The sequence below is a fragment of the Nostoc sp. DSM 114161 genome (assembly GCF_052692665.1).
The window spans coordinates 8654786-8680294 of record NZ_CP195141.1; the positions used below are offsets into that span (position 1 = coordinate 8654786).

Below are 25509 nucleotides of genomic sequence, written 5' to 3' on the forward strand. Positions count from 1 at the left end.
TCTTTTGAGATAGAATTTATTTTTATTTTACTTTCCAGAGTGATAGATTATTTTGATAAACTACATCTATTTCTAAATTTTGCTCTTTTTTAACGTAATTTCGGAATCTCTCAGAAGCATTGAGAAAAAATACATTGCTGTAATTTTTAATATCTTGGGAAATATTTATTCCTGGAAATATTTGAATTTTTACTGTAGGTTTCAAAAGATAACTCATAGATAATATACTTCCCCAGCATTTATCTCCACCGCATTCTGGATAAATTAATATTGGATCTGAAGTTTTATCGATAATATTCACAATAGGAATATTATCATAACTAAAGCCCTTATTTGCCCAAGTTGTTTTCGGAAAGATTACATAACACGAAACTAATTCTAGTAAAATAAATAAAATTAGTATTAACCTCCAAATTTTTCGTGCTAGGAAACTATTATCATTAAAAAAAGCTTTTTGAGCGAATAGATAAGCAATGGCTAGATGATAACCCAGAAACACAGGAATTGAATATCGGGAGACAATTGAACGTACACCACCAAACATAACATCTGGTAGTGCTTGAGATACCGAAGTAATTACAATTAATAGTAAAATGAATAACCAAACTTTTTTTGATGTCTTACGATAAATAAAATAAATTCCATATAAGAAAACTAGAGAAATAAATCTAATAACTAAAAACCAAAGATCGTTTTGTAATTTGTCTGGAAAACTATAGTTAGGTGTGATATCAAATAAGACGCGGCTTAAGTTAATTTGCCAAGCATCTATTAAATCAGATAATGGGATAATTTTCTTTGACCACCCTATTGTTTTCTCAACCTTTTCTAATTGTGTAACAATAAAAAATCCCCAAGGTAGAAAAGTTAAGATTCCTAATAATGTGGCAATTATATACTGCTTAACTGTTTTGTTGAGTTTAAAACCTTTAATTGTAAATACATAAATGCCTTGTCCAATTGCAACTAAAGCGAACAAGGAATGTGTATACAATCCTAATGATAAACTTAGCGCATAAATACTCCAGCTAAATTTAGTATTAATTCTCATTGCTCTAAGTAATGTTGCACTCGATAGCAGAATAACTAATGTATATAAACTATACATTCGCGCTTCTTGTGCATACAAAATATGAAATGGAGATACAGATAATATTGCAAGTGCTACTAATCCTATGCTTGATGATTGAAATAATTCTAAGCACAACCAATAAAGACAAGGAAATACTAACAAAGCGATCGCCGCAGAAAAACTTCTTGTAGCAGCTACAGTATTTCCAAAAATATCTACCCAAAATCGTACCATTATAAAATACAATGGCATATGTTTGGGATCTTCTAGTGCCAAGCCTCGGATGATATTTAAATAGTTTTTCTCTGGGGCTGGAAGTTGATATTTTTTTAATAAATCCTCAGAAGATAATATTTGACTTTTAAACACTTCCTCCTTTAATTCAGATTTAGTATGCCCATAAATCCTTAGAAGAGTAAATGTTTCATCTGCCCAAATAATTTTTTTATCGATATTTGCAAATCTTAAGAAGATTCCTAATATTATTAGGATAACGGTAATTAATTTAAATATTTTAGAAAAACTCTTTATCTTCACAAATGAAAAGATCATATAAGCAAAAACGAACTGAAAATTTTACTAAAAGTTAAACCTCATTTACCATTCCCAGACAACAACTTGGGAACAAATAATTAGTTGTATAGAGTAAATTAATACCTTTCCGAACTTAAGGCTTTACTTAGTCTTACTTTTAAAATAATCATTATTTATTAAAAGTTTACTACTTGATGCTCCAAACCTGGTAGAAATTTGAGATTTGTGATTTTTACGATCTGTTTGTTTCTATAAAGGCAATTTTAGTTACATTTGGACTTAATTTATATCTAACTCCTGCCTCAGAATTCATTCTGAGGCAGTTATTGAAAATGGTGCAAAATATTCAGTTATACTAACGCCGGGGTATTCGCCAGTTTTACTTGAGGACTTGGAATCATCCACATTCCAGTCGGTGCGGCGATGGTTAAACCACGGCGCACAGGACGCACGGGGCGTTTATTGACCAGGGATACTTGAAATTCTGACAAAATAGTTGCCAAGACAATTTTCATTTCATACTGAGCAAATGCCATACCAATACAGCGACGATTACCGCCACCAAATGGTAAATATTCGTATGGTGAATATTGTCTTTGTAAAAATCTTTCTGGTTTGAACTGCTTTGATTGTGGGTAGACTTCTTCGCGATGATGCGCTAAATAAATACTGGGAATAATTGCAGTTCCTTTTGGCAGTTTGTAACCCTCAATTTCAATTGGAGTTTTCACAATTCGCAAGAAAGCAGTCATAGCAATTGGGTAAATTCGCAATGTTTCTTGGCAAACTGCTGTCAAATAAGGCAATTTAGCAATAGTACTCAAATCTGCGTTCACACCAACAGTGTTGAGTTCCCGTAGCAATTTCTCGCGCACCTCTGGTAAATAATCAATCCAGTAAAATGCCCATGTCAACGCCGAGGCTGTAGTTTCATGTCCTGCAACTAGAAGTGTCATTAACTCGTCGTGTAATTCTTCATCTGACATCCCTTGACCATCGTCATAACGAGCAGCCATCATCAAACTGAGGATATCTTGGCGATTTTGATGAGACTGGGCGCGACGTTCCCGAAGCAGAGTATAAATAAGTTCATCAATTTTTCGCCGTTGTTCAAGAATCCAACCCCACGGACTCCATGTGCCAAAATCTTTTTGCATAAAGTTGAAAAAGAAGGCGCTAGACATTAAAGGCGAAGTCATGAATTCTAGTAGATCGCTAAGCGATCGCCTTAATTCCTCAAATCGCTCTCCTTCTTCTAAACCAAATACAACCCGGAGAATAACCCGCAAAGTGATTTCTTGCATTGACTCACGGATTTTAAAAGGCTTACCAATTTGCCATTCATGACTCACTTGTTGTGTTATTTTGCGGATATCCTCGCCGTAAGCCCGCATTCTCTCGCCATGAAAAGGAGGAGCTAATAATTGCCTTTGGCGTTGGTGGCGATCGCCATCGGTTAACATAAAAGAGCGATCGCCAAGTAAAAATCTTAACCCAATATTCCCCCTACCAACCTCAAAACCACTCGGATCGGCTGTAAAAATCTGCTCAAGTGCTTCGGGTTTACTAAAGTATACAAGAGCATTATCTGAACGACTACTCTTAATGGTGAAAGTGTCGCCATAGATTTTGGCAAAATCATCCACATATTTTACAGGCTGACTAATAAACTTAATCATCCGCAGCCAGCGCGGTATTTGAGGACCATCAGGTAAGTTGTAAGTTGTTGTCATTGGAGTTTGCAAAATTGATAGTTTCTGAATTTTATTGTTACGAGTTTTTATGTGATTGAGAGTCACACAAAGCGGTATATTCATCATTGGGGCATTGGTCATTGGTCATTTGTCATTTGTCATTGGTTATTCTCCATGTCCCCGTATCTCCCCATCTCCCCACCTCCCCATCCCCCCATCTCCCTCATCTACCCAAAGCAGTGCCAAAAATCATCGCTATTCTCAACGGTAAAGGAGGAGTCGGTAAAACGACTACCGCAATCAATCTAGCTGCAAACTTTGCGAAGAAAAAAAAGGTGTTGCTGATTGACGCAGATATTCAAGGTTCTGCCAGTTGGTGGTTCGGGCGCAGTCAGCAAGGAATGGGATTTGATTTATCTCAAGAAACAGATCCGACACTTTTAGGTGATTTAACAAAAATAAAAGGTTACGATTTAGTAGTGGTGGATACGCCTCCCGCGCTGCGCTCTGAAGCATTAGTAGCGGTAGTTGCGATAGCAGATTATCTAGTTTTGCCTACACCCCCGTCTGCAATGGATTTAGCTGTCCTCGTGGAAACAGTCAAGGAAGCCGTTATCCCCTTGGGAACGCCCCATCGGGTATTGCTCACTAAAGTCGATACGCGCAGTCTGGGGGAAGCGCTAGAAGCAAAAAAAACTCTGACTCGACTAGGTATTCCTGCTTTTGATACCCTCATCCGCGCCTACAAAGCTCACGAACGAGCCGCGCTTGAAGGTGTCGCAATTACTCAATGGCGCGGAGGAAATGCACGGGAAGCGGAGATAGATTATCGCCGCGCAGCTGATGAACTACAGCGTGATTGGAGGAAATAATGGCTAAGAAACAAAGTCTATCGGATTTGCTACAACAAGAGGCACAAAAATTTACATCCCCAGAAGATGAATCTGCGATCGAAGTTTCCGCAGAAGAAATTGCCCAAGATCGAGCTACAGCTGATGAAGAATCTTCACCACGAGCGCCAGAACCAAGTACTACTAGACGCACAAATCCTACGAAAGCTGATTTAGAAGTAACTGTCAAAGAGTTGACAAGTAATCTAGAAACAAGTCGTCAAAAACAAGCTGCTTTAGAACAAGAAATTGTTGATTTGAAATCAAAACTATTGCAACAAAAAACATTAGTCTCCGAACAAAAAATTCTAGCAGAACACCTAACACAAGAACTTGACGAAACAAAAAAAACGGCGCTACAACTTGCAGAAGCAAATTCTAAACTCATAGAAGAAATTAATGCTTTAAAACAAGCAGCAGCAAGCAAATCTCAAGTTGTTACAAAACAAACTAGTGCTATCAGACCAGTAAAAGAAACCTACAATCCACTAAGTTATAGAAAATCGCACCGTTCATCTGAAAAACTAGCAGAACAACAAACAGCAACAAATGATGATTTTGCAGAAAACACTTGGCTTTATGACTAGCATTGCTATAGTCAGTTCAAAAACTAACAAGTTTGTAAAATAAGCTCAAAAAGCACAATTTGAACTTAAGGCTTTGACCATTTGTACAGAGGTTGAGTAGGGTAGCACAACTGTGCGTCCCTACAGATAATTGTGGTTAAAATACATGAAATATTTGCTACGATTATCTAATTACAAGCTTTCATGAAGCCCGATCTTATTAATGTCTAGTTATTAGCTAACAAATTGTTTGAAACAAGTTAACTTTAACAAATAAACACTTAAAAAAGTAAAAAATATAACGAAAAATCCTTCAATTATAAACATTGTACTTAAAGGAGTTCCAAATAGTCCTCCAGTTATGTCAATTTTATAATGATAAATTAATAAAAAAAATAAGTATTGCCAGTATTTATGTAATGAAAATAAACCAAGAGAATATTTAGATATTTGTTGTATGATTAAATTCTCTTTGATATTTTTTCGATCGCGAACATAACAGAAAATAGTCACGGCTCCAAAAATAATGGCAATTCTTCCATAAATATTTGGGTGATAGCCATAATCACGCAAATATATATCATGGAAGGAAAACAATATATATGCAATTAGATAGTAAAATTTAAAGCTTAATATCTTATTAGGAAAATTAGCTAAATAGAAAGCTATAGGCACATAAATAACAAAATTAATCAGCCAGTGGTAAAGAATAGTAATATTTAGTAAATAACAAGTTTCAAAATAAAATAGACAAAATATTATTATCGTAAAAGACAAAATCTTTTTTAAAGAATATGATTTAATAAATTGATATAAAAAGGCAAAAGTTATCAAACAAATTAAATTAAAGAGAAAATAGAAAACCGAATCACCTACAAATGGTAAGTTTGGCTCTAAACCTATAATTAATTGCCACGATAAATTAGGAATTTGTCTTGTAGAAATAACAAAAAATATATTCTGAACAACTATCCAAAATAAATAAATTTTAATTAACTTAGTCAGTCTTTTTCGGAAATATTTTATATCGCTAGACTTTTGAAAAAATAAGTATAGAGAAACAATATAAAAAATTGGAACTGCTGTTAAAAATAATTGCACTTCCAAATCTCTGATGATTTTAGCAATCATTAGCACAGAAACCTGTGTGGAATCATCAATAATAAATTGAAAGGGTCGTAAATGCCAGATAAAAACAAAAGCAATGCTTAGTGCTTTTAATGTATCTAAACTATTATTTCTTTCTACTCTCATACCTATTTTTCCTGTGAATTGATTTTTGATAAATTTTTCAAATGTAGCAAAGCAATCTAGTGTCTGTTTTAAAGACAAATTTGCTCTAGGCTCAATCCTGAACTTTTTACCAATAATCTTTGACTGAATAGTATTGAGATATATAATTCCCAAAAATTCTGTGGAATTAACAGTAATATGGTAAAGTAAGTCCTTTTAGGCAAACTTTCCATCAATACTACGGGATTCCTATTTGATTTTTGAAAAAACTCTGTACGTCTCAAAAAGACTAATTCTCTATTAGTACTAGAAAATGCGGTATGTTTTGTTTATAGAATAGAGATTGTTGAAAAGAATCTGGCAGGTATGAGTTTTGTAAAATAAATATTGCTTTGATAGTTATAAAGATTTGTTAATAGAAAATAATAGTTGTTATTTCAAAGCGTTAGAAGAATTAAAGTTACAAGTAAATTTCTTTACCATCCACAAGATTGGAAAGCAATGGTTGAAGATATTAGAAATAATGAATAGACCTCTTGCAAAACCATTTTTGCAAGAGGTGAAAAGGAAACAAGAAGCGAAAAGCCGCGGTTGTTCTTCGCTTTAACTAAATTGCTCGCCTGCGTCTAAGTTAAACAGCATTTGTAGAGTTTGCATACAACGCCGTCTGGCTTCGACATCTTGCTGCGATCGCAGTTGCACCATCGGATCGTGTAAAATTTTATTAACAATACCTCGTGTTAAAGCTTCGATGACCTCTTGATGTTTTTCTGCGAATTCCGAACCTAATCTAGACAAAGCTTTTTCTAATTCTTGTTCCCGAATGGTTTCGACTTTATTTCGCAGACAGCTAATAGTAGTTACAGTTTCTAAACTACGCCACCAAACATCAAAAGCTTCCACTTCTTCTTCTAAAAGTCGCTCTGCTTCCTGTGCAATTCTCCGACGGCTTTCGTAGTTTTGTGCCACTACAGCCTTCAAATCATCCACGTTAAACGCCTGGACATTAGCCAATTCATTTACGTCTGCATGAACGTTGCGCGGCACGGAAATATCAAATAACATCAAAGAACGCTGAGTTTCCAAAACCATTTCCAATTTGGCACGGTCAAGTATTGGCTCTGTGGCAGAAGTACTTGTAAATACCAAATCGCTATCTGCAATTACTGTCATCATTTCCGATAGCGTGTGAATTTTAATAGGTTGTTCGGGGAACTGTTTGGTTAATTCTTGGGCGCGTTCGCGAGAGCGATTGACAATGCTGATTTCCACAGCACCTTTAGAAAGCAGGTGTTGTACTAGCAACCGCGACATTTTACCAGCACCTAAAATTGTCACTCGGCAAGCAGCTAAATTTGCTACTTTCATTTGTGCTAATTCCACAGCTGCCGAACTGATGGAGACAGCGCCAGTACCAATACTAGTTTCAGTGCGAACTCGCTTGCCAGCTGTTAGCGCTTGTTTAAATAATCGATTCAAAATGGTTTTTATACCGTTATATTGCTGTCCCAATTTGTGAGTAGTCTTCACCTGAGCCAGAATTTGACCTTCTCCGAGTACCAGGCTATCTAAACCGCCTGCTACCCTCATCACATGCATGACTGCATCATCATGCAACAACATAAACAGGTGTTGTCGCAGAGAATTCACAGGCAATTTGCTGTGTTCTGCAAGAAATTGAGTTACTTCTCGGATACCTTGGTCTGTTTCGCTAGTAACAATGTAGATTTCTAGGCGGTTACAAGTGCTAAGAATTGCAACTTCGTCAATATGCGGAAAACTGGTAAGATGAGCGATCGCACTTTCAATTTGTGGTTCTGGAATGCTCAATTTTTCCCGGACTTCTACTGGGGCTGTTTTATGGCTTAACCCCACTACTGCTATATTCATTTGCTAAATCGTAATTACTAATTGGTAGTTGGCAATAAGGCATTGAGAATAGGGAATGGGGAATTAGAGGTTATTGCTTGGAAGTTTTTCCAAGCAACAAACAAAAATCGATCGCTAACTACTAACTACTAACTACTTTATGGGTGAAGCATTTGGGTGAATATGTTTCACTTTTATGCTTTGCCCTTAGTATTACTATTCCCCATTCGCCAAGAATTAGTACAGTTGGAGAGTCTTCGGTTCACCAAACATGTGGATTGTATCAACAAATCGAGCAGTTTTCGACTGGTTAGAAATTACCAAGCTTTGAGTTCTTGCTCCACCCTTGAAGAAACGTACACCTTGCATGAGATTACCGCTGGTAATTCCGCTAGCAGCGAACAGAACAGTTTCACCAGATGCGAGTTCGTGAGCATCATAGACCTTATCCGGGTCATTGATACCCATTGATTTCAAGCGATCGAGGTTGGCTTGTTTACTTTCTCCAATCAGACCTGTTTTCACTATTTCTGGATCGTAGATCAATTGGCCTTGGAAGTGTCCACCCAGAGCACGCATAGCAGCAGCCGAGATTACACCTTCAGGAGCCGCACCGATACCCATCAGTCCGTGGATATTGGTTCCAGCAAAACCGCAGGATATTGCTGCACCCACATCACCATCAGAAATCAGTTGCACTCTCGCTCCAGCTTCACGGATTTCTTTAATTAAATCATTGTGGCGATCGCGCTTCATGACCACGATTACAAGTTCTTCAATAGAGCGCTCTAAACACTCAGCAAGAATCTTGAGGTTTTCCGTTGCTGACTTGTTAATGTCTACCTTTCCCTTAGCCGCTGGGGGTGCTGCTAATTTCTTCATGTAAAAGTCAGGAGCAGCAAATAATCCACCCTTTTCAGAAATTGCCAACACAGCCATTGAACCAGGTTGTCCGTATGCTACCAAGTTCGTACCTTCACAGGGGTCAACAGCGATGTCAATTTCAATAAGTTCATCAGGGTTACAGAGAGCTTCGGCATTTGGTTGGGTACAAATACCTACTTCTTCTCCGATGTAAAGCATAGGAGCGTCATCGCGTTCGCCTTCCCCGATAACGATACGACCGCGCATGTAGATTTTATTCATCCGTTCCCGCATCGCTTCCACAGCCACCTGGTCAGCAGTGTTCTTTTCACCTTTGCCCATCCACTTGGCGGATGCGATCGCTGCTTGCTCTACTACCTCAATAATCTCTAACCCAAGTGTATTTTCCACAGAGTCTGCCCTCTCAACTGCTTGAATTTGCGTTACTTTATCTGGCTATTTCAGTCTTTAAGTCTACCAAAGGGCGGTTACCAAATTTCCATTACAAATGTTAACGAAGTACCAATTTCCAATTTATTGACACTATTGTCAATAAGCTTTAGACATCCTCATCTTCATTTTACTCTTGTACTTGTGAGGATTAATACTTCAAATCTGTGAGGTAAATGTTAATCTGTCTTTATCTGTGGTTTTAAATATTTAGAAATATAACCATTTAACTTGGGATAATTCATATCAACCCAGAAAAGCATTAAGAGGTGAATCGTGTTTATCGACTACATCACACTCATGTTAATCAACATGGTAGCTGGCTTATTTATATTAGCTGACTATGTATATCGTGGGTTAGATAGCTCACATCAAAAGCAGTGGATTCCCGGTTTTGGAATTGTAGGCGCGATCGCCTTAACAACTGGTTTACACATGAATTTCACCTGGCCGGTTCCTGGTAGCTTTAACATTGCCTTCGGTGAAACAAGTGTTTTATTTGGCATTTTATTTGTTGCCGCGGCAATTGCTCTGTCTGTAGGTTGGGATTTATTCACGATCGCAGTTTACGGTTTTTTTGCTGGTTTAGTGGCGATCGTCATTGGTATCCGAATTATCAACTTAAATATGACAAAACAACCGTTACTCTCAGGAATCGGTTTTATCTTAACAGGATTAGGTGGTATATTTGCCGCGCCTACTCTCTATTGGAAAACCAACCGAACTTGGCGACTAATTGGTGTTGCCGTATTAATAGTAGCCGCTTTAATTTGGGCATTTACTGGATATTTGGCTTACTGGAGTCATTTAGAAAGTTTTCAAAAGTGGGTTCCAATACCGATGCGGTAAATAATGTCAGGAACGATCTAGGCTAGAAACATAGTTAAAACCTTGGTTTAAAAATATGCTGGACTTTCTGAATCCCCTTTTGAATCGCCATCCAGAGCGAGTTAAAGCCAACGTCGAAATTTACACATGGCAAACTTGTCCTTACTGCATTCGTGCCAAGATGCTGCTGTGGTGGAAAGGTGTAAACTTTACTGAGTATAAAATCGACGGCGATGAAACAGCTAGAGCGAAAATGGCAGAACGCGCTAACGGACGCCGCACCGTACCACAAATTTTTGTCAATAACCAACACATTGGTGGTTGCGACGATCTTTATCGGCTAGATACACAAAGTCAACTCGATCCTTTGTTAGCTCAATAGTAATTGGGCATTGGGCATTGGGAATTGGGAATTGGGAATTGAGAATCCTGACTGTTGACTAGATCTCTTGCATCAATCAGATTATGACTACTAAACAGTTTATTTCTCTATAACTCTCTGCGCCTCTGCGCGCGCCACTTGCTTCAAGTCGGGAAACCTGCCCAACGCAGTGGCTTCTCTGCGTGAGATAAAAAATTCTTCTTTTCAACATTCGTGCAAGAAGTCTACTGTTGAGTGACCACTTAGGAGTTATTTATTCTCGTTGTCTGCCTTGTCGCCCCATGCCCCATACTTCTCTGCGAGAGGCTGCGCCAACGACTACACTCAGTACAAGTGCCCGATGCCCAAATTTATTAAATTGTAAAAATTTGATGAAAATTTTATACTACTTACAGGATGCTGAATAAATATGGTGATTATCTTATACATCAACAATGGATGAGTCGTGCCCTAGAATTAGCACAAGCAGCAGGTGACGCAGGTGAAGTACCCGTAGGTGCTGTTATCATCAATTCAACTGGAAACTTACTTGCACAGGGAGAGAACAGAAAAGAACGCGACAAAGACCCCACGGCTCATGCGGAAATTCTTGCTCTCAAGAAAGCCGCCACAACTTTACAAAATTGGCATCTGAATGAATGTAGTCTGTACGTAACTTTGGAACCTTGTCCAATGTGTGCAGGTGCGATCGTCCAAGCGCGTCTAGGACTGCTCGTATATGGGGTGGACGATACAAAAACTGGCGCAATACGTACAGTTATTAACATACCCGATAGTAGTGCTTCTAATCACCGCTTGCAGGTAATCGGAGGCATTCTAGAATCAGCTTGTCGCCAACAATTACAGTCTTGGTTTGTGACTAAGCGACCTAAGAGGAAGTAACAGACAGAGGTAAAACTGTCCATCCAGCACGACACAACTCATGCAAGAGAATCTACGGTGTAACTAATCAGGCTTTTCGCTAAATTTTATCCGTCAATCAGCTGTCTCCATCATGATGGAATTTTACTCTTTATTCGATACTTGCCAGCAAGCACCAGCAAATACTCAAGTAGATGATACTACCTCAAGGGTTTCTCCTTGGTTAAGCCCTCTAGCGCATCTAATCGGTCGTCACTGCCTATTACCATTATTCTTTGGGCGAATTAGAATAACCGGACAAAAAAATATCCCTACAACTGGGCCTGTTATCTTCGCTCCTACCCATAGGGCACGTTGGGATGGATTGCTAATACCCTACGCCGTTGCTGATTGCATGACAGCGAAAGACCTGCGGTTCATGGTCACTATTGATGAATGTCAAGGGTTGCAAGGCTGGTTTGTGCGACGTTTGGGGGGTTTTCCCGTAAATACTCGACAGCCGTCAATTCGCAGCCTACGGCATGGAGTCGAGCTGCTCAAACAGCGAAAAGCCCTGGTGATTTTTCCAGAAGGTAACATTTACCGTCATGGTCAAGCCCCTTTGAAGCCGGGAATTGCACGTCTGGCTTTGAGTGCTGAATCTTGTGATTCAGCCTTGGGAGTAAAAATTATACCTGTAGGCATCAATTACAGTCAACCATACCCTAATTGGGGTACAGATGTGACCATTCACATTGGCTCTCCAATGAGAGTTAAGGATTACATACGTAGCTCCATAAAACAAGATGCTAAAAATCTCACAAGTGATTTAGCAAAGGCACTCCAACAATTAAGCCATCAAGAAACAGAAATTACCAATCATACATTTGCAGAAATTACCAATTCTTGAGCCTGTCAGGGGTCTCAAGAGAGCCGATCGCCGAAAAAATGCCATAACTGAGCAATTAGCCGTTTTAAGATTTGGTGCTAATTAGTAGCTGCTACATTTAGCGTGCATCAACCACAAAAAACCATAATTATAGCACAAGCCTTGGTGGTTAGGACATCAACAGACGATAAAACTTAGACACAAAAAGACTTTTCGCCCAGTCACCAGTCACCAGTCCCCAGTCCCTTTCTATATTTTGCAACCTTTTGAGGAGGTATATGTATAGATTAGCCTCCATTGAGGGAAGATTGAGCCAAATTGGCAGTTTTTGAGGAAATAACTAATTATTGACGACAAAATACAAAATTAGTCAATGATGAAGATTATACAGGGGTAATGGGAACTATATTCAAAGAATTTTTAGTCTAAATCTGAGAAACTTAGTTATGTGACTTTGGTTTGCCCAAGACCAAAACAGAGTTAAGATACCCGAAGTATCCATAACTTTTCTATATAGTTGTTGCACTAATTGACCCCATGAACACTGCTGCCGCTGTTACTTTGATGCACCGTGGTTTTTTATCAGTCTTAGCAGTCCTCAGCTTGCTATCACCTGTGAATGCTCAGGTATCACAGTTACCAGGCACTACTAGCCAACCACAACCCATCGATCCCAACGCTCCTAATAACCTCCGTCCGGTAACTCAAAATAATAGCCTTTTGAGCATTGAAGGTGGCGATCGCTTAATGAAAGATGCAGAACAAGCTGTTTCTGCTCAAAACTACACCTTAGCTGCCAAGAAGCTCCAAGAAGCACGTCAGGTTTATAATCAACTATCTAATTTTTATCAAGACTTAAACTCTAGTTTCTCAGGAATTGACAATAGAGTTTCCGACTCTCAGCGCCAAAAAGCTTTATTGACAGCTCAAAAACGGGATGAGGCAACCTTTCAACTAGCATTGGTACATCGGGCACAAAATCAGCCAGAATTAGCAGTACCATTGTTGATTCAAATAATTAAAAGTCAAAACCCAACGCGGGATTTAGGCAAGAAAGCCTATAAACAGTTGTTTGAATTGGGTTTTGTTGATTCTCCATACCCAAGAGAAAGTAGTGGTTCATCTTCCTCATCTCAAAAATAACTTGAGTTAAAAGTTAGGAGTTAGGAGTTAGGAGTTAGGAGTTAGGAGTTAAGAATTATTCCCCTTGTCTCCCCATCTCCCCATCTCCCCATCTCCCTCATCAGAGCGTCCCCACTCGGCTAGTCTAAAATTAAGCTTGTGAGAATTTAACTGTCAAGCTTCAATAGTCAACAGCGAACAGTCAACGTAGATTATTTGTATACTGCATTAATCACAATATATTTAATAGTAAAGTAAATAATTAATAGCAATGATAAAAATTGTTCAAATTGCATAAGTGGATCTAAACGCCAACCCTGATAAAATAATATTCCTCAGCATGATAACAAGACAATTGGCGTAAATATTGCTTAGATAATCTAAAGACCTAAAGCCCAACCTCTAAGTCTGGTAACACGCTGGGCTAGCCAAGCCAATATTAAAATAAAGTAGACAATTGCTAAAAGCAAATAAATAATTGCTATTAAGCCAGCTAGATTTAATGCAAAATTGACTTGAGCTAAAGCCAGCATTTATTAATAACCCTAATTAATTAAAAGTCAAAATATTAAACCAAATTACTAAGTAGGTGGACACAATTATTTAGAAGACGCATTTCGACTTCTCCCAAGGAGAGACGCTACGCGTAGCAAGATCCCGTTCGCCCTTGGCGTTCCCGAAGGGTAGGGTACGCTCAATGCTTGGTAAGCTTATTCTTTGAGGGTTGAGTTTGACTACGCTCAACTTCCGCGCAGTCGAAACCCGGCGATATCGATTTAGGTTTAATTTAGTCCTTCTACTTAGTCAAATAAAGCAAAAGTAAGAAGTTGCAATTTATAATCAATATTATTGTGTAGGCTCTTGGTCTATTTTAGATATTAAGTTGATTTAGCCTTTCTTGTATTAAAGAGTAGATAATTCTAAATATTTTTGTGATAAGAATTGTTGGGTTAAGCGCCAGCAAAACCCAACTGACAATTCTTGCCCATTTTCTCAGAACCTCTATCTCTTATTACCAGGAGGTGAATTGCGCTGCGTCAGGTTATCAACTTGGAGTTGTTGTCGCCCGTTGGTGATAATTCGCAACATTTCTTTGAGATCCTGCTCAATATTTTCTAGGACACCATCTGCATAGGCATCAGCGCCGTCTTCAATTTCTTGAGCGTGAGCGATCGCAGTTAGTCGCATTTGCTCTAACTCTTGCTGACAAGCATACCGCTTGCGCTCAATTTCAGCCAGGGTTTCCTGCATGATTGCATCGCACTCTTGTTGCGCTTGCCGCCGAATTTGTTCAGCTTCTTGTTTTGCCTGTTGAATAATATCGCTTTCAGCTAAAATTTGGGCTTTTTTTGCTTGGGCGGCTTCAACTATTTGTTGCCCATATTCTTCTGCTTCCAGGAGAATTTCCTCCTTTTGTTCCAGAATTACAGCTGCTTCCTGAAAAAGCGCTGGCAAAGCAAGCCTAATGTAGTCAAGCTGATCTAGCAGCTTTTCTTCATCGATGAGTGTGCGTCCCGTCAGGGGAATTCGGAGACTAGAGAGAACCATTTCCTCTAGGCGGTTGAGTTCCTCCTGAATATCTATGCTTCCCTCTCCGCCGACATACTCTTGAGGGGGGGGGTTGCTTCCGTTGAGATTGGGTTCAACATTGGGGAGTTGTGATTGTAGCATTGGTATATATCTAGGGCAATGTGTGGGGGAACGAGATGATCGATAGAGCCACCAAACCTTGCAATCTCTTTTACCACACTACTACTTAAAAAACTATACTCATTTGAGGTTGCCAGAAAAACTGTTTCTATTTGGGTAGAAAGAGTTTTATTTGTGTGAGCCATTTGCAGTTCCACTTCAAAATCTGACACAGCCCGTAAGCCTCGTAGCAAAACTTGTGCATGTCGCATTTGGGCATAATTGACGGTCAGACCATCAAAGCTGTCTACTTCTACATTAGGTAAATGTTGTGTAGAAAGACGGATCTGATCTAGCCGTTGCTGAACACTAAAAAGTGGCATTTTATTGGGGTTCCGCAGTACAGCAACAATTACGCGCTCAAACAGCCGACTACCCCGCTGGATGAGGTCAAGATGTCCTAAGGTGATGGGGTCAAAGCTGCCAGGATAAATCGCAATCACAATGATATATCAAACTTAATTTAGGTGATTATATTGAAACTGTATTGCGTAACTTACTCAAATGTATCATCTTGCATTCTCAGCAAGAATGCTAAAGCCAATTGTTCTGGTGGCACAAGTTATGCTCAACTAGCCGTTAGGAATTAGACTCCTAAATATAAATGCTGGATTTCTGCCTGTGTTTTCACAATAATGTTGTAGAGGATTCAAGGTTAGTCTGGTATTTCAGACCTAAGAAACTCCGTACTTCTTAACAAAGTGCGCGGTTAGTTAACGAATTCTAGGTAATTTTGCATGGCACTGGATTTTTCGATCTTGCCGTTGGCGTTTCAATTTACTTCCCCAGGGCCGATTCTGCTGAGAATAGGGCCATTGACTATTCGCTGGTATGGCTTGTTGATTGCCACAGCAGTGTTAATTGGCGTCATGCTTTCCCAATATTTGGCAAAGCGCCGTCATGTTAATCCGGAGTTGCTGAGTGATTTGTTCTTTTGGTTGTTAATTGGTGCAATTCCGGGCGCACGACTATATTACGTTTTCTTTGAATGGCCAAAATATGCCCCAACTCCAGAAAAAATCTTTGCTATCTGGGAAGGAGGTATTGCTATTCACGGCGCGATTATCGGTGGGGTTTTGGCAGCATTAATTTTTGCCAAACTCAAGCAGGTTTCTTTCTGGCAGCTAGCGGATTTAGTAACGCCTTCGCTGATTTTAGGGCAAGCGATCGGACGTTGGGGCAATTTTTTCAACTCGGAAGCTTTCGGCGATCCTACCGATTTACCTTGGAAGCTATATATTCCCCCAGAACGTCGTCCTCTAGAGTATATTAATTTTGATTACTTTCATCCCACCTTTCTCTACGAATCTCTGTGGGATTTAATGGTGTTTGCCCTGCTAATAACGTTGTTTTTCCGGTCTTTATCCGGCAAACCACGCCTGAAAGTAGGCACGCTTTTTCTAGTCTACTGGCCAGCCTACAGCTTAGGAAGGCTGTGGATTGAGGGATTTCGGACTGATAGCTTGATGCTTGGGCCTCTGCGGATGGCACAAGTAGTAAGTTGTCTGGGAATTCTATTGGGATTATTTGGATTAGCTTGGCTTTACTTACTTAAACGCCCTTTGCCTGATGTAATTCCTAGTCCTAAGGGAAATGGAGAGATGAGGGGATGAGGGACTGGGGAAGAGTTTTACTAACCTAATGCCCTATGCCCAAAAATAAAAAATGCCCCAGAGTTTTCTCTAGGGCTTAACCAGGGTGCATCTACCATTACTCTCTACTAGGCAAAGAGGGTAAATCCGGAAAGATACTGAGAAAATAACAAAAAAAATTTTTTGAGGGTTTGCTGTGTGTGCTTATCCAAGTAAATATACAGAAAATTTGAGTAATAAAAAAACATTATATGCTGTGGAACCTTCTGTGTACATTGTGGGAGCAGGCCCCGGAGATCCCGATCTATTAACGGTGAAGGCGCAGAAATTATTGGCTGTTGCTGATGTAATTTTATTTGCTGATTCTTTAGTTCCAGAACAGATTTTAGAAATTTGCCGCAAAGATGCTGAGATCGTGAGAACTGCAAATCAAACTTTAGAAGAGATTGTGGCGATTATGGTAGAAAAAGTGCGATCGCAACACAAATCTCTAGTCCGTCTCCATTCCGGCGATCCCAGTCTCTACAGCGCTATCCACGAACAAATGTACCTCCTAGCAGAGGCAAATGTCCCTTTTGAAGTCATACCTGGTATCAGCGCTTTTCAAGCTGCTGCTGCCAAACTCAAAGTAGAATTAACTGTACCTGGTTTAGTCCAAAGCATCATTTTGACGCGCATCAGCGGACGTACAGAAGTCCCCGCCTCCGAAGAATTAGCCTCCCTAGCAGCACATCAAGCTAGCCTCTGCCTATATTTGAGTGCGCGTCATGTGGAAAATGCCCAAGCCAAACTACTCGAACATTACCCAGCCGAAACCCCAGTAGCAATCTGCTTTCGCGTCGGATGGCCTGATGAAAAAATTAGGGTTGTCCCTCTCAATCAAATGGCAGACTGTACTGATAAAGAAAAACTAATTCGCACCACACTTTATATAATCAGCCCAGCACTGTCACCAATAACAGGGCGATCGCGTTTATATCATCCCGAACATAGTCATTTATTTCGTTCGTCTCATTAATAGATAATAGGCAACAGGCAATTAATTTCTTGCTATTGCCTCTTGCCTATTCCCTATTGCCTTTCTCTCAAAAGCCCACAAACTCAATAGGAATCCTATATGCCATTAATTAAAGTCCAAACTTCTGCATCTGCTCCTCAAAAGGCTGAAATTGAGTCAATGCTTTTGAGTCTATCAGCCAAGTTAGCAAAACATTTGGGAAAACCAGAATCTTATGTGATGACGGCTTTTGAACCAGGAATTCCTATGACTTTTGCAGGTAATACAGAGCCTGTTTGTTACATTGAAATTAAGAGCATTGGCACGATGAAGCCAGACCAAACTAAAGCAATGAGTGAAGATTTTTGTCAGCAAATTAACCAAACTTTGGGTGTGGCTAAAAATCGAATTTACATAGAATTTGCAGATGCTAAAGGTGCAATGTGGGGTTGGAATGGCAGTACCTTTGGTTAATTTATTGCGTTCTTTGATTAAGACGAACTCGATTCGGCAGGTGTAGGATAGAGATCCAGCATTAACTCGTGATTTTTATGTCTGCTACACCTCTGGTATCTCAGGTTGACTCACACAACCCAGTTAAGTCAGCATTACTTCCTCCCCTGCTTGGCGCAAGCGTCGCCGAGTTAAGTGCTTGGGTGCAAGAACAGGGACAGCCTGCTTACAGAGGAAAGCAATTACATGACTGGATATATCACAAGGGGGTGCGATCGCTCTTGGATATTTCTGTGTTTCCCAAGCAATGGCGCAAAGAAGTCGCAGAAATTCCCATCGGACGCTCAAGTTTACACTACCGCTCTGTGGCACCCGATGGTACGGTGAAATATCTTTTGCGATTGGCAGACGGGCAAATTATTGAAACTGTTGGTATTCCTTCAGACAATCGGTTGACGGTTTGCGTTTCTACTCAAGTCGGTTGTCCGATGGCGTGTGATTTCTGCGCTACTGGTAAAGGAGGCTACAAACGCAATTTAGCACGGCATGAAATCGTCGATCAGGTGTTGACTGTACAAGAAGATTTTCAACAACGGGTTAGCAATGTGGTATTCATGGGTATGGGCGAACCGTTGTTAAATACTGAAAACGTACTAGCTGCCTTAAAATCTCTCAATCAAGATGTTGGTATAGGAGCGCGATCGCTAACTGTTTCTACAGTCGGTATTCGCGATCGCATCCGTCAATTCGCGCAACACCATTTGCAAATCACCCTTGCGGTTAGTCTTCATGCGCCCAACCAAGCACTCAGGGAACAACTGATCCCCAGCGCCCGCGCTTATCCTTTAGAAGATTTGCTGGCTGAGTGTCGCGAATATGTGGAAATCACTGGACGCCGTGTGACTTTTGAATACATTCTCTTGGCTGGTGTCAATGATTTGCCAGAACATGCATTAGAACTATCGAAACGTCTCCGGGGATTTCAAAGTCATGTGAATTTGATTCCTTACAACCCCATCCAAGAAGTAGACTACAAACGCCCCAACCGCGAGCGGATTCAAGCATTTCTCAATGTCCTCAAGCAACAACAAATTGCTGTTAGCGTCCGTTACTCCCGCGGTTTAGAAGCTGATGCTGCTTGCGGACAACTTAGAGCAAGTAAATAAAGCAGAATTCAGAATTCAAGACTAAAACAGCCTTCATAATCTTGTAAAATTTACACCGAATTGAAAAATTATTGCGATCGACGGATAAAGTAAAACAAATTCGCCAAAGCTATTCCCAATCTAAAATTCAAAATGGTATCGGAAGTTATTAATTAACTTTTAGATAAATCATTTATAAGTATCTAATCGTACAAGATATAGCAGATTTAAAGAAGTGTTAACTATACCATGTAGCTTTCAAAGCTATACTAAGAGCCTATTTTAATTCTGAATTCTGAATTCTGACTCCTGAATCATACTGCATTAACTATTTGGAGATGTCCCTTGCTGGTATTGCATAGCTTTGGCATAATCGCCCAAAGCGTAGCAAGCAACTCTTAGACTGGCAAGGGCTTGTTCTTCACTGCGCCGATCTTTGAGTGTCCTAGCTAAAAGTAAACGTTCTTCGTAATATGTAATTGCTTTGTGATGATCCCCTAAAGCTTCACAAGCAACTCCTAAACTACCTAAAGACTGTTCCTCGCTACGCTTGTCTTGGATTTCTCTAGCTAATTGCAAGCGTTCCTCATAATACTTGATGGCTTTAGTATAATCACCCAAAGCATAACAAGCATTACCTAAGTTCTTTAGTACCTGAGAAGCACTGCGAACATTTTTTAAGGAGCGTGCTAATATTACGCATTGCTCGTAGTAGGCGATCGCTTTTGGATAATTGTCCAAAGCATACCAAGCATTACCCAAATTCTTGAGTACTTGTTCCTCACCCCAATTATCTTTAAGTTCGCGTACAATTTCTAGGCTTTGCTGCTGATACTCAATGGCTTGTGTAAAGTTGCCTAAAGCTTTATATACCAATCCCAAATTATTTAGTGCTGCTACTTGACTGCGTTTATCTTGCAGTTGCTGGGTTATTTTCAAACACTTTTCTAAAAATTCAATTGCCTTGTGATGGTCGTTGAGGTGACGGTACGCATTGCCTAAATGCGAAAGTGCTTGCATCTGCAATGGTAAATCTGAAGCCTCCTCGCTTAAAGACATACACTGTTGAGAGTAGGAGATAGCATTTTTGTAGTCTCCTGCGCTGTAACTTACCAATCCTAAAAAAGAAAGTACTTGCGCCTGTTTTTGTAAATCCTTAACTGCCTGAAACAGTACCAAGGATTGTTGTAAAGATTTCATCGCTGCAATTAATTCACCAGCTTGCTGCTGTTGAATACCTTGCCGTAACAGTTGAGATGCCTCAGATAAATGTTCGTCACTTTCCTGTGGTGGTGGTATTTGTGCTTGTGAACCAGGGTCAAATTCATGAGTAATTGTATTGCGCTTCACTGATTTTAGGTGTGTTATGGGTAATTTCAGGGGTACTGTATTTTTCGATTTATGATTCCATACCTCTTTAGACATCAACCCCTTCCTGTTTAGTCTGGTGGTAAGTCTAGTGTTCCCAAAACCAGAATTTATCTTTCATGAAGCCGATTTACCACACCCTGGATACCAAATACTTGCAGTGTAAAGATTGCCAGTTTTATGTGGCGATAATACCAGCAGGGAGAGTTAATCGATGAAGCGATCGCTGGTTGACTTATCACCACTCAACAAGCATAACTATACTTATTATTAACTTAGCCAATAAGCAATCCAAATTAAGTACCTTAAACTAACAGACTCAAGTTAGTTTATAAAAATAGAGTATATACTAACTTTATGCAAGTATATATTTCAAATTTAAAAATGAAATTTTTTTGCTAGATAATATACAACCTAGAAGTTTTATTCAATAAATTTGAGTGTTTAGCTTGTAGTAACTTCTTCAATTCCTATTTTAATAAAGTGTCGTTCAGTTAAGTATTCATAACAACAAGACTATTTTACTGTACTATTATCACTATCCGTGCTGTGGGTATGGCGGAGGATATCTCGGACTTCCATCAAAATTTTTCCTAGCATATTTTTACCACTACCGTCAGCCCCGCAACCCCAGTAAAAATCGATGGGCGAGTTTTCAACAACTTCTTCATTGCCTGTGGAAAGTAAGATATCTCTAATATCTGTATGAGTTTGAAATTTACATAGCACGGCTTGGCGCATAATGTCGTCTTTAACTTGTTCCCAGTCTGGACGTAAAGGACGGGTTCTTTGACGCCCCATTCTTGCTGCATCTTTAGGCATTTGAACCAAGCGGATTTGTTCTGCATGAGGTGTACCGACGAACTTCTGTGCTTGAAAGTAGTGTTCGCTAGTCGCCCAATACAATCCATCTAACTCAAAGCCGTGGGGTGAAAAATTAGAGAAACAGCCATATTGTTCGCGAGTGCTATAAAAGTAAATTGTCATAGTATTGAGTAATACTGTAGTCTGAATAAATAGTAATAGCGATCGCTATTATATTAACTAAATTTACTCATAGCAATAGACTATTATATCGGTTGCTTTTTATAAAACAGAAGACTGATTTTCCGGTGCTTCAATAAATGCCTCAAACTCACGACTAGGTGACCATTGAATAGCGCCATCTCGTCCCGTAAAAAAGAGTTTAGTTTGACTTTGGTTGAGTTCAGATAAAGTTTTTTCATCCAAGTTTGCAGCAGAAGCGATCGCTACTTCCGGTTGCAGAGCAAGAACCAAATTTTTTAAAGACTGAGGGGCACACCACAGCACTTGCGGACGAGTTAAACTCCCATTTTTAACTAATTGTTGTACCTCTTGAGACTTGATATTACCTACTAATAACCAGTTCCGATCTAAAATTTGCAATTGTAGAATAGGTAATTCATTATTGATTAATTGTGCCACTATCGAACCAGCTTGCACAGCTTGACCAACTGCTAAAGGTTGGTAAGATCCTTGATGTTTTTGTAGTTGCTCTTGAATTGCCTCAATAGCAATAGAGTTTTCTGGCTTTGGAGAATATTCATAAAAGTTTTTGATTGGTAAGCGTTGGGCTAATTCAAACCAAGCATTACTTTCATTGCCTTGAAAATCAGTAGCGATCGCCCAATTAATTTGATTGATACCCTGCTGTTGTAAAAATGGTAAAATTGTGAAGCGTCCTGTACCTTCATCACCACTATTAATTAGAGTTACTGTACCTTTATCTTGAACAACTATAATCGGTTCCGTACCAGACTCTAATATCGTTATCCTAAATAATGTATTTGCAGAATGCCACAGGGGAACGATTACCAAACCAATTGCAATTACACTAGCAAACCACCACCGCCGCTGCCACCAACGTACTAGCCAAACTAAAATAATTAGTCCATAAATCGCCAACAATTGCCAAGTAGATATGCTGCCCAGAGCAACAGAGTTCCCTGGCAAATTGCTAAAAATTTCTACTAGTTTAATCAGCCAATCAGTAGGGTAATGCAATAACCCAGCCAAAAAGCTTCCTGCCTCAGTCCAAATTAAAGCTCCGATAGCACTGATGATACCGCCTATACTAAGAATAGAAATTAATGGAGTACTAAGCACATTCAGCAATAAACTGTAGGTTGGTACAACTCCAAAAACAAAAAGTTGGACGGGTAAAGTCCAAATAGTAGCAGCTAAGGGAACAGCAATTAAAGAAGCGATCGCAGGTGGTAACCAATTCAAACGTTCAATAATTGGCGGTACTGTTACAACTAATCCCAATGTTGCCAAAAAACTCAATTTAAAACCTAAATCCCAAATCCATAGGGGATTAAATAGTAATAAGAGTGTTGCTGCTAATAACAGCGAACCCAACTGTTTTACTTTCCTTTTTAATAACAGACCAATTAATGCTGCAAAACCCATAATTACGGCTCTAAGAACCGCAGGCTGAAAACCTGTTAAACTCAGAAAAATAATTAAACCTAAAAACCCAAGCGTAAATTGCATTCCTTTTTTTGTACGCTTCGTTAACTGTAATATCACACCCAAAATCAACGAAGTTTGAAATCCAGAAGCAGCTAAAGCATGAGCTAACCCTGCTTTGACGAATAAATCGCGGATATCGTAGGGTAAATCCACAGCTTTGCTACCTAAAACCATTGCACTGACAAGAGAACCTTCTGGAATGCCCAAACTCCGAACTTGCGATCGCACAATTCGCTCCCGAATTTGCCACCAGCCCCATTTACGTTCTTGTTCCAAAACATTAATTTGTCGCCCAATCAAACCAGCAAATGTCCCCTCTTGCTTGAGAAACTTTTGAAAGTCAAAACCACCAGGATTAGAAGCTGCCTTTGGTTTATATAAAATCCCGGTTACCTGGATTTGTTGACCGGGGTATAAACCGGTAGCCTGAAGAATCGGTACAGTTACATATAATTTGCCAGTCACTCCTTTTGGCACACCAGCCGAGCCTTTTTCATTTTTAACTTCATCTAGCTGAGTCGCTTCCAGCCAAAATTGTCCTCGCTGGCTGCGAGTCAAGCGTGGATTACTCGCTACTTCTCCGCGAACAATCACAAGTTGTTCTTGATTACTGCTATTTCCAGGCGGAACAAACTGACTGATATCTTTTGTGCCTGGTTGTGGTACTCGCCATTGAAAATAGAGAGTTGCCAACAATCCCACCAACCCAGCAGCTACCCATATTCGAGGATGGGGAGGAGTTTGCCAACTGTTAAAGACTGTTTTGGCTTTGCCTCCAGCATTCTCTGGTTTCTGAGCAAGTTTACGCAAGATTATGTAACGTCTTCTAAAAAAAAGCGCTCCCACTATTCCGACAATTAAAATCCACACGCCACCCCAAGGAACTGTTGTAAACAGTAAACCCAGAATGTACCCAAGACAAATAATTACACCACTAGTTTGAATCATAAAATTTTATATAAAAGCAGCTAGCAAACAGAATTTATAGGTGACTTATACAAATTCTCAAAAATATGGCAACACATCGATTTCTGTGTTCCTCCAGCATCATCTTTAGCTGTATCTTGGAGAACTAGTACTAAGAACAGTTGGGACAGTAAAGAAAAATCTTCATGCTTGTGGTGAAGTATAGTTCATTGCGTTTATACAAACAAAGCCCGCTTCAGCAGGCTTGTTGATTTCAAACTCTTTGTCTACCCCTGTACGACTTTGTAGCAAGAGGTATAATTTTTAGCTTAGTTAAAACAGCAAGCTTAATCTTGATTATCTTAAGCTCTTAAGATAATCGTACTTTGCCACAAAATAATCAGAAACTTCTCTCGAAGTCAGCACTATCACTCGTGTTCCCAGACGAATTGTTGTAATAACGCATTCATACTGCAATAAGAATCGCTAGCTTTCCTGTAAACGCACGCTACGCTTATACCAGGAATCCGAAAGTAGTCGCCGATTTGTAATTGTTCAAAAGTTATCATAGTGTCCAAGTTAAAAAACCTTACAAACAGAGAGCAGATAAGGTAGAAAAGCCCTTATCTTTCTCCATTTGTTTTAGTAGTGTTGCACCCTGCCAACACTACTAATCTGCTGTCTTCTTCAACAAAGGAAAACCCAACTTTTCTCTTTGCTCAACATATAAATGAGCAACCTTACGCGCTAAATGACGAATCCTAGCGATGTAACGAGTTCTCTCCGTCACTGAAATTACACCTCTAGCATCCAGCAAATTGAACGTGTGCGAACACTTCATAACATAATCCAAGCTTGGTAAAACTAATCCTCGCTCTGTCAATTGCGTGGCTTCTTGCTCATACAAGTTAAACAGTGTCAGGAGTAGCTCAGGATTAGACGCTTCAAAATTATAGGTACTTTGCTCTATCTCATTTTGCAGAAAAACGTCTCCATAAGTAATGTTATCCGTCCAATGAATTTTTGTAATTGCTTCCACCTGCTGGAGATACATCGTCAAACGCTCTAACCCGTATGTAATCTCAATAGATACTGGACGGCAATCGATTCCACCACACTGTTGGAAGTAGGTAAATTGAGTAATCTCCATCCCATCTAACCAGACTTCCCAACCAGTACCCCAAGCCCCCACCGTCGCATCTTCCCAGTTATCTTCCACAAACCGAACATCATGTTCTTCTGGACGAATACCTAAAGCCCTTAAAGAATCGAGATAGATTTCCTGGATATTATCTGGTGAGGGCTTAATTAGGACTTGGTACTGATAATAGTGTTGAAAGCGGTTCGGGTTTTCGCCGTAGCGCCCATCAGTTGGACGGCGACACGGCTCTACATATGCAACAGCCCACGGTTCTGGCCCCAATGCTCTTAAAAATGTCTGGGGATTTTTAGTGCCTGCCCCCTTCTCAATGTCGTAAGGCTGAGCGATCAAGCAACCGCGATCGCTCCAAAATTGATGCAACAAGGCTATTACCGACTGAAAATTCACGCTCTATCCTTCCTTAGTCAGCACATTGCATAAATCATTGTTGCTCACAACCCTACACTGTGGGCAGTTTCAGACAAATCA

At 39.7% G+C, this 25509-nt stretch carries 24 protein-coding genes; 11 read left to right on the forward strand and 13 right to left on the reverse strand.

What is annotated here, in order from left to right:
- Positions 1-22: 22 nt before the first annotated feature.
- Together NSTC745_RS36120 and NSTC745_RS36125 are read right to left on the reverse strand one after the other, a co-directional pair.
- The gene (locus NSTC745_RS36120; protein WP_445635322.1) at positions 23-1609 is read right to left on the reverse strand and encodes a glycosyltransferase family 39 protein; all 1587 of its coding nucleotides are present in this window, start codon (positions 1607-1609) and stop codon (positions 23-25) included.
- Between the two features lie 347 nt (positions 1610-1956).
- Complete coding sequence (locus tag NSTC745_RS36125) at positions 1957-3339, reverse strand: cytochrome P450 (protein ID WP_445638776.1); 1383 nt, start codon at positions 3337-3339, stop codon at positions 1957-1959.
- Positions 3340-3539: 200 nt separating this feature from the next.
- Between NSTC745_RS36125 and NSTC745_RS36130 the strand changes: the two genes are divergently transcribed.
- Positions 3540-4172, forward strand: coding sequence for a ParA family protein (locus tag NSTC745_RS36130; RefSeq protein ID WP_096537204.1), 633 nt, complete (start codon positions 3540-3542; stop codon positions 4170-4172).
- Positions 4172-4777 carry a hypothetical protein gene (locus tag NSTC745_RS36135; RefSeq protein ID WP_445635323.1) on the forward strand — a complete coding sequence of 202 codons (606 nt, stop codon included), beginning with the start codon at positions 4172-4174 and terminating at the stop codon, positions 4775-4777. Before NSTC745_RS36130 ends, NSTC745_RS36135 begins: the two co-directional genes overlap by 1 nt.
- A gap of 213 nt (positions 4778-4990) precedes the next feature.
- On the opposite strand, the gene NSTC745_RS36140 is transcribed toward NSTC745_RS36135, so the two are convergent.
- The 3 genes from NSTC745_RS36140 to glpX all read right to left on the reverse strand — a co-directional run bounded on the left by NSTC745_RS36140 (position 4991) and on the right by glpX (position 9133).
- On the reverse strand, positions 4991-6163 hold the full coding sequence (locus tag NSTC745_RS36140; protein WP_445635324.1) for an acyltransferase family protein: 1173 nt from the start codon (positions 6161-6163) through the stop codon (positions 4991-4993).
- Between the two features lie 429 nt (positions 6164-6592).
- Positions 6593-7879 (reverse strand): glutamyl-tRNA reductase, encoded by a 1287-nt coding sequence (locus NSTC745_RS36145; protein WP_445635325.1) that lies wholly within the window; start codon positions 7877-7879, stop codon positions 6593-6595.
- Between the two features lie 216 nt (positions 7880-8095).
- Complete coding sequence (glpX, locus tag NSTC745_RS36150) at positions 8096-9133, reverse strand: class II fructose-bisphosphatase (protein WP_445635326.1); 1038 nt, start codon at positions 9131-9133, stop codon at positions 8096-8098.
- Positions 9134-9448: 315 nt separating this feature from the next.
- Here glpX and NSTC745_RS36155 point away from each other — a divergent pair, with 315 nt between their 5' ends.
- The 5 genes from NSTC745_RS36155 (at position 9449) to NSTC745_RS36175 (ending at position 13254) form a co-directional block, all read left to right on the forward strand.
- The gene (locus NSTC745_RS36155; protein ID WP_445635327.1) at positions 9449-10021 is read left to right on the forward strand and encodes a DUF981 family protein; all 573 of its coding nucleotides are present in this window, start codon (positions 9449-9451) and stop codon (positions 10019-10021) included.
- 55 nt (positions 10022-10076) lie between these two features.
- Positions 10077-10382, forward strand: a complete 306-nt coding sequence (gene grxC / locus NSTC745_RS36160) for a glutaredoxin 3 (RefSeq protein ID WP_445635328.1) — start codon at positions 10077-10079, stop codon at positions 10380-10382.
- Positions 10383-10778: 396 nt separating this feature from the next.
- On the forward strand, positions 10779-11264 hold the full coding sequence (tadA, locus tag NSTC745_RS36165) for a tRNA adenosine(34) deaminase TadA (protein ID WP_445635329.1): 486 nt from the start codon (positions 10779-10781) through the stop codon (positions 11262-11264).
- Between the two features lie 112 nt (positions 11265-11376).
- Entirely contained in the window at positions 11377-12132 is a 756-nt protein-coding gene (locus NSTC745_RS36170; protein ID WP_445635330.1) for a lysophospholipid acyltransferase family protein, read from the forward strand.
- A 516-nt stretch (positions 12133-12648) separates the two neighbouring features.
- Positions 12649-13254: a hypothetical protein gene (locus tag NSTC745_RS36175; protein WP_445635331.1), complete on the forward strand. Its 606-nt coding sequence runs from the start codon at positions 12649-12651 to the stop codon at positions 13252-13254.
- 191 nt (positions 13255-13445) lie between these two features.
- On the opposite strand, the gene NSTC745_RS36180 is transcribed toward NSTC745_RS36175, so the two are convergent.
- From NSTC745_RS36180 to coaD, 3 genes are all read right to left on the reverse strand, one after another.
- Positions 13446-13565 carry a Ycf66 family protein gene (locus NSTC745_RS36180; protein WP_445638777.1) on the reverse strand — a complete coding sequence of 40 codons (120 nt, stop codon included), beginning with the start codon at positions 13563-13565 and terminating at the stop codon, positions 13446-13448.
- A gap of 670 nt (positions 13566-14235) precedes the next feature.
- Complete coding sequence (locus tag NSTC745_RS36185) at positions 14236-14904, reverse strand: DivIVA domain-containing protein (protein WP_445635332.1); 669 nt, start codon at positions 14902-14904, stop codon at positions 14236-14238.
- Positions 14814-15365, reverse strand: a complete 552-nt coding sequence (coaD, locus tag NSTC745_RS36190) for a pantetheine-phosphate adenylyltransferase (RefSeq protein ID WP_221708624.1) — start codon at positions 15363-15365, stop codon at positions 14814-14816. Before coaD ends, NSTC745_RS36185 begins: the two co-directional genes overlap by 91 nt.
- Before the next feature lie 294 nt (positions 15366-15659).
- Here coaD and lgt point away from each other — a divergent pair, with 294 nt between their 5' ends.
- From lgt to rlmN, 4 genes are all read left to right on the forward strand, one after another.
- A complete protein-coding gene (lgt, locus tag NSTC745_RS36195) occupies positions 15660-16535 on the forward strand; it encodes a prolipoprotein diacylglyceryl transferase (RefSeq protein ID WP_445635333.1) in 876 nt (291 codons plus the stop codon).
- A gap of 208 nt (positions 16536-16743) precedes the next feature.
- The gene (gene cobM / locus NSTC745_RS36200) at positions 16744-17532 is read left to right on the forward strand and encodes a precorrin-4 C(11)-methyltransferase (RefSeq protein WP_445635334.1); all 789 of its coding nucleotides are present in this window, start codon (positions 16744-16746) and stop codon (positions 17530-17532) included.
- A gap of 99 nt (positions 17533-17631) precedes the next feature.
- The gene (locus tag NSTC745_RS36205; protein WP_445635335.1) at positions 17632-17985 is read left to right on the forward strand and encodes a phenylpyruvate tautomerase MIF-related protein; all 354 of its coding nucleotides are present in this window, start codon (positions 17632-17634) and stop codon (positions 17983-17985) included.
- Between the two features lie 77 nt (positions 17986-18062).
- Complete coding sequence (gene rlmN / locus NSTC745_RS36210; protein ID WP_445635336.1) at positions 18063-19130, forward strand: 23S rRNA (adenine(2503)-C(2))-methyltransferase RlmN; 1068 nt, start codon at positions 18063-18065, stop codon at positions 19128-19130.
- Between the two features lie 303 nt (positions 19131-19433).
- On the opposite strand, the gene NSTC745_RS36215 is transcribed toward rlmN, so the two are convergent.
- The 5 genes from NSTC745_RS36215 to glyQ form a co-directional block, all read right to left on the reverse strand.
- Positions 19434-20534 carry a tetratricopeptide repeat protein gene (locus NSTC745_RS36215; RefSeq protein WP_445635337.1) on the reverse strand — a complete coding sequence of 367 codons (1101 nt, stop codon included), beginning with the start codon at positions 20532-20534 and terminating at the stop codon, positions 19434-19436.
- A 53-nt stretch (positions 20535-20587) separates the two neighbouring features.
- A complete protein-coding gene (locus NSTC745_RS36220; protein WP_445635338.1) occupies positions 20588-20719 on the reverse strand; it encodes a hypothetical protein in 132 nt (43 codons plus the stop codon).
- Between the two features lie 274 nt (positions 20720-20993).
- Positions 20994-21464: an NADAR family protein gene (locus NSTC745_RS36225; protein WP_445635339.1), complete on the reverse strand. Its 471-nt coding sequence runs from the start codon at positions 21462-21464 to the stop codon at positions 20994-20996.
- Between the two features lie 99 nt (positions 21465-21563).
- Complete coding sequence (locus tag NSTC745_RS36230; RefSeq protein ID WP_445635340.1) at positions 21564-23921, reverse strand: ComEC/Rec2 family competence protein; 2358 nt, start codon at positions 23919-23921, stop codon at positions 21564-21566.
- 628 nt (positions 23922-24549) lie between these two features.
- Positions 24550-25428 carry a glycine--tRNA ligase subunit alpha gene (gene glyQ / locus NSTC745_RS36235; protein ID WP_445635341.1) on the reverse strand — a complete coding sequence of 293 codons (879 nt, stop codon included), beginning with the start codon at positions 25426-25428 and terminating at the stop codon, positions 24550-24552.
- Between the last annotated feature and the right edge of the window lie 81 nt (positions 25429-25509).

Coding starts and splice junctions, on each gene's coding strand:
- NSTC745_RS36125 (WP_445638776.1), bottom strand. CDS start 3,339: ATGACAACAACTTACAACTTACCTGATGGTCCTCAAATACCGCGCTGG.
- NSTC745_RS36135 (WP_445635323.1), top strand. CDS start 4,172: ATGGCTAAGAAACAAAGTCTATCGGATTTGCTACAACAAGAGGCACAA.
- NSTC745_RS36145 (WP_445635325.1), bottom strand. CDS start 7,879: ATGAATATAGCAGTAGTGGGGTTAAGCCATAAAACAGCCCCAGTAGAA.
- grxC (WP_445635328.1), top strand. CDS start 10,077: ATGCTGGACTTTCTGAATCCCCTTTTGAATCGCCATCCAGAGCGAGTT.
- tadA (WP_445635329.1), top strand. CDS start 10,779: ATGCTGAATAAATATGGTGATTATCTTATACATCAACAATGGATGAGT.
- NSTC745_RS36170 (WP_445635330.1), top strand. CDS start 11,377: ATGATGGAATTTTACTCTTTATTCGATACTTGCCAGCAAGCACCAGCA.
- NSTC745_RS36175 (WP_445635331.1), top strand. CDS start 12,649: ATGAACACTGCTGCCGCTGTTACTTTGATGCACCGTGGTTTTTTATCA.
- NSTC745_RS36185 (WP_445635332.1), bottom strand. CDS start 14,904: ATGCTACAATCACAACTCCCCAATGTTGAACCCAATCTCAACGGAAGC.
- lgt (WP_445635333.1), top strand. CDS start 15,660: ATGGCACTGGATTTTTCGATCTTGCCGTTGGCGTTTCAATTTACTTCC.
- NSTC745_RS36205 (WP_445635335.1), top strand. CDS start 17,632: ATGCCATTAATTAAAGTCCAAACTTCTGCATCTGCTCCTCAAAAGGCT.
- rlmN (WP_445635336.1), top strand. CDS start 18,063: ATGTCTGCTACACCTCTGGTATCTCAGGTTGACTCACACAACCCAGTT.
- NSTC745_RS36215 (WP_445635337.1), bottom strand. CDS start 20,534: ATGTCTAAAGAGGTATGGAATCATAAATCGAAAAATACAGTACCCCTG.
- NSTC745_RS36225 (WP_445635339.1), bottom strand. CDS start 21,464: ATGACAATTTACTTTTATAGCACTCGCGAACAATATGGCTGTTTCTCT.
- NSTC745_RS36230 (WP_445635340.1), bottom strand. CDS start 23,921: ATGATTCAAACTAGTGGTGTAATTATTTGTCTTGGGTACATTCTGGGT.